The 6,702-nt window shown below is 42.9% G+C and carries 6 protein-coding genes; 2 read left to right on the top strand and 4 right to left on the bottom strand.

Features of this window, described 5'->3' with window-relative positions:
- Positions 1-361 precede the first annotated feature (361 nt).
- From NH462_RS02050 to nfsB, 3 genes are all read right to left on the bottom strand, one after another.
- Positions 362-1,423 carry an endonuclease/exonuclease/phosphatase family protein gene (locus NH462_RS02050; RefSeq protein ID WP_253103514.1) on the bottom strand — a complete coding sequence of 354 codons (1,062 nt, stop codon included), beginning with the start codon at positions 1,421-1,423 and terminating at the stop codon, positions 362-364.
- Between the two features lie 124 nt (positions 1,424-1,547).
- Entirely contained in the window at positions 1,548-2,660 is a 1,113-nt protein-coding gene (locus tag NH462_RS02045; protein ID WP_253103511.1) for a M35 family metallo-endopeptidase, read from the bottom strand.
- Between the two features lie 387 nt (positions 2,661-3,047).
- A complete protein-coding gene (gene nfsB / locus NH462_RS02040; RefSeq protein WP_253103509.1) occupies positions 3,048-3,707 on the bottom strand; it encodes an oxygen-insensitive NAD(P)H nitroreductase in 660 nt (219 codons plus the stop codon).
- 96 nt (positions 3,708-3,803) lie between these two features.
- Here nfsB and NH462_RS02035 point away from each other — a divergent pair, with 96 nt between their 5' ends.
- Positions 3,804-4,715, top strand: coding sequence for a LysR family transcriptional regulator (locus NH462_RS02035; protein WP_253103507.1), 912 nt, complete (start codon positions 3,804-3,806; stop codon positions 4,713-4,715).
- Positions 4,716-4,719: 4 nt separating this feature from the next.
- On the opposite strand, the gene NH462_RS02030 is transcribed toward NH462_RS02035, so the two are convergent.
- The gene (locus NH462_RS02030) at positions 4,720-5,568 is read right to left on the bottom strand and encodes a sterol desaturase family protein (protein ID WP_253103505.1); all 849 of its coding nucleotides are present in this window, start codon (positions 5,566-5,568) and stop codon (positions 4,720-4,722) included.
- Positions 5,569-5,689: 121 nt separating this feature from the next.
- Here NH462_RS02030 and NH462_RS02025 point away from each other — a divergent pair, with 121 nt between their 5' ends.
- The gene (locus NH462_RS02025) at positions 5,690-6,658 is read left to right on the top strand and encodes an AraC family transcriptional regulator ligand-binding domain-containing protein (RefSeq protein ID WP_253103503.1); all 969 of its coding nucleotides are present in this window, start codon (positions 5,690-5,692) and stop codon (positions 6,656-6,658) included.
- Positions 6,659-6,702 lie beyond the last annotated feature (44 nt).

Genomic DNA, 6,702 nt, shown 5'->3' with positions numbered 1-6,702 from the left:
TGCGCGATTTACATCTAGGTCAGAGTTTCAAATAAAACTCATTAACAGACCGTATATATGACAGCAATCCTGTCCCTGTTATTTACTAAAGAAACCTTGCAATAAGGGAGGAGACCATATATGAGCTTCGGAGAATTAATGCCTTTCTAGCAGCCAGTTTTAGCGCTAACTGCGTTGAATTCACTTCCAATAGCCAGCTATTGGTGCGTAAATTCGCCTTGCCTACAAGGATGTAGGTACCTGGGCGGTAGCAGGACGCGAGAGCGGAGTTATCCCCAAAACTCTCTGGCTAGATAAGAAGATAGTTTAAGGTGATTAAAAAACAATGAGCTAGCTCATTCCTTATCCAAACCTCAGGTTATCATAATTTGCAATTCGGCTTTGCCACGGCATTTTCAATAATTTCTTTGCTGCGATGTATATCTTTCTTTTTCAGCTCAAGACCTGCTTCATCTTCATTTTTTACGGGTTGATAAGCGAGTTTTGCATAAAGCGCAAAGTGATCTGACCCTATGTTGTTGAGCCTTTTAATATTGATCACTGTGAAATGGTGACTCGCAAACAAATGATCTAACGGCCAGCGTGCAAACGGGTACTGTGCATGAAAAGTGTTAAACATGCCTCGGCCAACTCTCGGATCAAGAAGCCCACTTATTTTCCTAAATAACCTCGTGGTTGGTGACCAAGCAACATCATTGAGATCGCCTGTGACTATGGTAGGCAAAGGCTCCTTTATGACGCGTTTGGCAACAACCACCAGTTCTGCATCTCGCTCAATGGCCGTTTCGTTCTCGGTGGGGCTCGGCGGTGCTGGGTGCAAAAAATGGGTTTGGATAGTGATATGGGGAGCGATCTTGAGTCTTGCATGTATCGAAGGCACGCCTTCTTCAACGATATACTCACATTTTGCCTCGTCTAGCGGGTAGCGAGAATAAACGTGCATGCCATATAAATTGGATTGTGGACATTTAACGCTGTAGGGCAGTATATCTAACAACGAGTCTAATTGTTGCTCCCATAACTCATCACTTTCTAACGTGACTAAAATATCAGGTTGATGTGTCCTAACTTGCTCCAATATCAGATTAAACTGTCGATTGGTTTGCAGGATATTGGCGGTGATCAAACTGATTGTGTGAGTATTGGTTGTCGCTTTTTTTACCTCGACCGGCCAAAGCGGGGTGTAGGGTAAAATCCACCACAGTTGAAAACTTAAACAACCTAATAGAGCAATGACAGCAAGCGCGGCTACGCTTTGAAGATTAAGGTAGAAAATGGACAGCAGTAGCGTAAATGCAGTAATAATAGCGAGCTGAAGCCGTGGGAACTCCATTGCTCTGACACTCCAGTGCGGATGCTTAGCAAGTGGCAATAACGTAGCAAGTAGGATAAAACCACACAGCGCGACGATAACCCAAGTCATGAAATTCCTCAGCAAATAGATGAATTTAAGAAGTATATTTCATGTTAGCTGAAATCGCTGTGAATAGTATCGGGTTTAGACGGTTGCCTAAACCCGATACTCGTTCAGGGATAACTAGTTGAGATTAGTTTTGGTACGGAGTGTTTTCCGCAAAATATTCATGGCTGTCAGCATTTTGAATCGCTTGACTTGGGTTTGAGTTTGCTAAGTTTTTCGCACCAGATTGGCCATAAACGATGTCATCTGTACCTGCAACGGCATTAAAGTGACTTAGCTCATGAACAATCGTGCCCGCACGTGAATCTGTACCTAGCTCATTTGCGCTCCAAAATGCGCGACATAGATAGACTTTGTATGGTTGATTTGGGTATACATAAGCAAAGTATGATTTGTTACAACTACAGTCAAAAGTGAGATCTTGGTTGTCGATTGCATCATTGATTGCGTTGAAGTTAGATTTCACGGTTGCGTAACGGCTGCTTGTCGCTGCGCCAAACCAAGTTTGATAACGCGTAGATGGGTTGCTTGCTGAGTGGCTATTTAGGTAAGCAACGGAGTCATTAGTGATCTGGTCTGCAGCATTTAGTGCTGACAAAATACTGGTTTTTTCACTGTTACTACAACGACCTGTAAAACAAGTGCCATCAGTACAATCGGCCGCGCCTGCGGTTGGTTTTGCATTGACTTGAACATTGCCCTTCGTCATCGCAACGCCTTCAAGCCAGAGATTGACCGAATTTGAGCTGAGTTCTGCTACATCGGCACGCATCATCGATTGCTGACCCATCGTTCTTGTAGTCATGCTCGGGATTTCTTTTTTACCGAAAAGATCAAATGATTCAACATCATAACTAATTTCGTAGTTACCTGGCTGGCTAAGATCATAAAGGCCTGAAAGCTCAAATGATTTAGTGAGCGTTTCGCCAGACTTTAACTTGATAAAGTCAGCTTCAGTAGGAGCTGGGCGTTTGTAGTGAGGACCAAAGAAATTAACTTCTTTACCATCACGCGTAATTTTGAAAATATGCTCTTCTTCAAGGTCTGTATACCAGCTTAAGATTTTTTGATTGCCTTTACCCTGATTGGTGATGTTTAGCGTCGCAATAACATCGCCATTGCTTTTTGTGTCGACATCAACGCTTACCGCTAGGTTTTTATTCATTGCTTGAGCATTCAGTGATGCGGTTACGGCTGCTGCGAGTAACCCTGTAGATAGTGTGCGTGATAGTAGCTTCATTATTTCTTCCTGTTGAGGTTGCTACAGTCTCTCGGTTGGCAGGTACAAAACCAGTGGCGAGGACTGAGTTTACTTGTTGTCATTTCGTTATTTTTAAAGGTGAATTCACTCTTCACTTTTAATTAACAATAATATATTCAATGTTTCAAGCAGAATTTTCACAACAGAGTTAAAAAATTCACATTAAAAAATTACCAATAATTTCAAATAACTGTAATGTTATTGAAAAGTATGGATAAATTTAATACAAAACTGGGGAGAGGGTAGTTGTGAATTTATTGTTTCATTCACATTGGTTTACATTGAGGTGTTTGAAATGGTATTCCAACAGAAGTTGGAGTGGCACTGACGTTATATAGCTAGCCATTATCAGCGCCAAACTGAGTATTAGATTTCGGTAATGATATCGTCGATAGCAAGGCGAGATTTAGGTAATTTAGCATTAAAATCACCTTCGTCTCGATAGCCCAATGCGACAATGGCAAGAGCGTCAAAGCCTTGCTCAGTTAACCCAAGCTCATTGCTGAGGATTTCAGCATCAAAACCCTCGATAGGAACTGAGTCAATGCCAAGAGATGCCGCACCGAGCAAGAACTGTCCAAGATTTAAATAAACTTGTTTGCCAGTCCATGCTTTGATTGCTTCATCGCTGGTTTGATTTAAGCCGACAAAATAGCGACGGCCATTGTTCATTTGTGCCTCGATCTCAGAGCCTTTTTCAAATCGGCCATCAGCACTTTCTTTGGCAAGCACTTTATCTAAATGCGTATCATCTATATTTTGTTTTGCAGCAAATACAACAACATGCGATGCATTTAGTACTTTTGCTTCATTAAATTTGTAATTCTCTTGCGTGCTTTTTGCCACTTGAGTTTTTCCAGCCTCAGTACTTGCGATGACAAAATGCCATGGCTGAACGTTGGTACTAGACGGGCTTAGTCTTAGCGCCTGCTTGAGTAGGTCAATATCTGAATCACTAATTTTTTTATTAGGATCAAAGGCTTTTGTTGAATAACGATTGTGGATTGCATCGCGTAATGTGTACATATCAGACTCCTAAAATTGCTTTAAAGACATAATATGGATTTACATAATCAATAAAAAGATGATAATGAGTTAAATAGTTTAAAAAATTTTTTGAAAATGAATACACAAGATTTAATCGTCGTAATGAAAACGGCTCAGCTTGGCAATATTAGTGCGGCGGCTGCGCAGTTAGATATGCAGGTTGCTACAGCGAGCGCTGCGATAAAGCGAGTAGAAAAGCTCCTTGGCTTTCAACTTTTTGTGCGTTCTACGCGCAGCTTAAGGCTATCAAAGCAAGGTGAAACTTACTTGCCAATTTGCGAGCAGGCACTTGCGCTTTTGGCTGATGGCAAAAAGCAGGTGCTCGACAACGACAACGAAATTGACGGTGAGCTAAGGTTAACCGCACCGTCAGATTTTGGTCGTAATATCCTCCTTCCTTGGCTAGACGAATTACTTGATGAATACCCTAAACTTGCCCTGAAGCTTATTCTTAATGATCACAATCTCGACTTTTATCGTGACGGTGTTGATATCGCGCTGCGCTATGGTGCGCCTGAAGACAGTAGCTTCTACGGCTTTAAAATTTGTGATGTGCCATTGCTGCTGTGTGCCTCTACGGAATACCTAGAAAAACAGGGTACACCAAAGGATCATGAGGAATTAAGCGAGCACCAAGGGCTGTTCTTTTTGATCAGAGGCAGTAAGTTTGATACGTGGAAACTGACGAAAAATGAACAAACTTACAAAGTGGTGCTTAAAGGGCGGAGAACCAGTAATGATGCGGATGTGGTAAAGCGCTGGTGTGCGCAAGGAGCGGGTATTTCACTGCGCTCCGCGATAGATGTAGCAGACCAATTAGAGCAAGGTGTGGTGCAAAGTATATTAAATGACTACCGCGTTGAATGTAAGCCGCTGTGGTTGATCTGCCCGTCAAAGCAAATGATCAACCCAAGCGTGAGAGTGCTGCGCGATAAACTAAGAATGTACTGCCAAGCGCTTGTAGAAAAGGCAGAGCGGTATAAATAGCTCACTAGGGCTTGACTGAAGCTGTATTCTTAGGTTTGTCGGGTAAGTGGGTTGGATAACCAAATAACGCCAACCATTTGCCCTTTAAGGTGTTTGCTTGTGAAAAGCAGTGGAACATATGACGCCACTGAGCAAAGTTTACATCTAAAGGGGTCTGCTTTGGCGCCGCACCTCTTATTCCATAGCAAATTGTTATGTCTTCACGCTCTTCAACAAAGGTGCCAAAAAGCTTATCCCAAATGATCAGCACCCCAGCAAAGTTTTTATCTATATAGTCAGGATTACTGGCGTGATGGACTCTGTGGTGGGAAGGCGTATTAAAAATTCGCTCTACCATCCCTAATCGATTAACCGTTTGTGTATGGACAAAAAATTGAAAAGCCAAGTTGATTGCGACGATGGCAAATACCAAAGTCGGGGTAAATCCAAGTAGTATCATAGGCAGCCAAAATAGCCACATACCAACAATAGGGTAAAGTAAGCTTTGGCGAAATGCGGTGGTAAAGTTCATGTTGTTAGAACTGTGATGGACTACGTGTGCACTCCAAAGCCAGTGAGTGCAATGTGATGCGCGGTGAAACCAGTAATACAAAAAATCTTGCAAGATAAACCCAAAGAGCAAAGTGAAGATACTTAATTCGATTGTGAATAAGGCAAATTGATGGAGCCAGTAAAAGAGCGGCATCAGCACAAGCAAAGCCAGCGCGTCGCTGCCTTGATGGAGCAAGGCGAGTAGGGCATTGAGTATTGAGTCTCGCCAATCATAGTATTCGTGGTGCTTAATATATTCCCAGGCAACACAAAGTAAAAAGACGGGACTGAGTGCCAGTAAAATTAGTGATACATCAACCATATACAGCTCCTTCTTTAGCCAAAGCTTTGGTACTTTATATGCACAAGGGTAACGGGTTAGTCATTGACAATCCTGCCAAACTGCGCCAACAATTTGTCCAAATACGACAAAAGGAACTGCAATGCACTCCACTTCGTTTGTTTATTTTTATAGTGCGTGGGTATATCTCCATGACCATTTTACCGATGACAAGAGACTGCAAGGCGAGTTTGCTGAGCTGGTGGCGTCACGGCCTGAACGTGTAACACTCGTTGAGTACGAGCGGTTGCTTGAGGTAGGGCAGGAGTTAAGCGGCGATCCCTTGATTGGTTTTGAACTGGGTAAAGCCATTCAGTTGCATGACTATGGGGCGCTTGGTTATTTGGTCGAAACCAGTAAAGACTTGCAGCAGGCTATAACCTCATTATTGCATTACGACGCAATTGTCGCCGATATTGGCCTCGCCGTATTCACAAGTGATAGTGACAATGCCAAGTTAACTTGGCAACCAAAAACCCCGCTGGGTAAGCAAGCCATTTTGCGTAATATGACCGCTTGGGTGAGCGCTGCACGGCAGCTTTTGCGATCAACTTTATCGCCTAACCAACTCCAGCTTAGCTTTAGCGTGTGTGACCTAGAATTACAGCGGTTGCAAACTTGGTTTGGTTGCCCCGTATCGCAAAATTGCCCTGAAAATGCACTGTCGTTTCCGTTAGATTTTCTTACCATGCCAGTCGCTACCGTCGACAGCCTAATGCACGAGCATATTGAGCAAGCGGTTGCCAAAAGCGTATCAGCGCTTTGTGATAATCATGATTTAAAAACGCGTGTTGCCAATTTACTTGCGGCAAAGCACTCACTGACTGGAGTCAACCAAGCAAGTATTGCTAAGGCATTAAACATGAGTGTGCGTTCGATGCAGCGTAAGCTAAAAACACAACACACCAGCTTTAGAGCCTTACTCGACCGAGAGCGAAAGCATAGATTTGAACAACTCATCGGCAACACAAGGTTACTCGATATTGTAGACGCACTCGGTTTTACAGAACAAAGTGCGCTGAATAAGGTGTGTTTAAAATGGTATGGGAAACCACCGTCAAAGCTAAAGTGAAGAACCGAAGGTAGGTAAGTTTTGGTTTGTTAGTCAAATTCCCA

It is taken from the genome of Pseudoalteromonas sp. OANN1, assembly GCF_024124685.1.
GTDB classification, from domain to species: domain Bacteria; phylum Pseudomonadota; class Gammaproteobacteria; order Enterobacterales; family Alteromonadaceae; genus Pseudoalteromonas; species Pseudoalteromonas piscicida.
Note: the sequence above shows the minus strand (reverse complement) of the source record. Positions and strands in the feature narration are given on the sequence as shown.